At 69.7% G+C, this 1,143-nt stretch carries 1 protein-coding gene; it reads left to right on the top strand.

Annotated elements, in window-relative coordinates:
* Nucleotides 1-1,143 (top strand): ISL3 family transposase (locus BKD30_RS15455; protein WP_218189325.1); only part of this gene is annotated, 1,143 nt, incomplete at both ends.

The following is a 1,143-nucleotide window of genomic DNA, read 5'->3' on the forward strand; positions in this document are numbered from 1 at the left end:
CCGCCCTGACCTGACCACGTTCTGCCGCCTCGATGAGCTCGACCTCGTCGTGACCGGTCAACGCCTCGAGCCCGCGCGAGCGGTGCTCGCCTGCCGGGTCCTGACCCCTGATGAGTGGTGCCGACGCTGCGGCGCCGAGGGCGCTGCTCGGGACACGGTCATCCGTCGACTCGCGCACGAGCCGCTGGGGTGGCGACCCACCGTCCTTGAGGTCGCGGTGCGTCGCTACCGCTGCACCGGCTGCGGACACGTGTGGCGCCAAGACACCACCCGCGCGGCCGAGCCACGGGCGAAGCTCTCGCGCCGCGGGCTGCGGTGGGCACTCGAAGCGCTCGTCGTGCAGCACCTCACTGTTGCCCGGATCGCCGAGGGGCTCGACGTCGCCTGGGACACCGCCAACGACGCGGTCCTGGCCGAGGGCAAGAGGGTCCTGATCGACGACGCCGACCGGTTCGACGGCGTGAAGGTCGTCGGCGTCGATGAGCACGTGTGGCGCCACACCAGGCGTGGCGACCGGTACGTCACCGTGGTCATCGACCTCACCCCGATCCGCGATGGCACCGGGCCGGCACGACTGCTGGACATGGTTGAGGGCCGCTCGAAGGAGGCATTCAAGACCTGGCTCGCCGCCCGCCCCGACTCCTGGCGCGACGGTGTCGAGGTTGTGGCGATGGACGGGTTCACCGGCTTCAAGACCGCGACCACCGAGGAACTTCCCGACGCGGTCGCGGTCATGGATCCCTTCCACGTCGGCCGCCTCGCCGGCGACGCACTCGACCGGTGCCGCCGGCGTGTGCAGCAAGCCATCTACGGCCACCGCGGGATGAAGGGAGACCCGCTCTACTCGGCCAGGCGGACCCTGCACACCGGCGCCGACCTGCTCACCGACAAGCAGGCCTCCCGGCTGAGGGCGTTGTTCGCGACCGAGAACCATGTCGAGGTCGAGGCGACCTGGGGCATCTATCAGCGCATGATCGCCGCCTACCGGCACGAGGACCGACGCCGCGGTCGCGAGCTGATGACCAACCTCATCGGATCGCTCAGCAGCGGTATCCCGAAAGCACTGGTCGAGCTCAACACGCTCGGACGGACCTTGAACAAGCGCGCCGACGACGTTCTGGCTTACTTCGACCGACCCGGCAC

Source organism: Tersicoccus phoenicis, from assembly GCF_001968835.1.
Classification (GTDB): Bacteria; Actinomycetota; Actinomycetes; order Actinomycetales; family Micrococcaceae; genus Tersicoccus; species Tersicoccus phoenicis.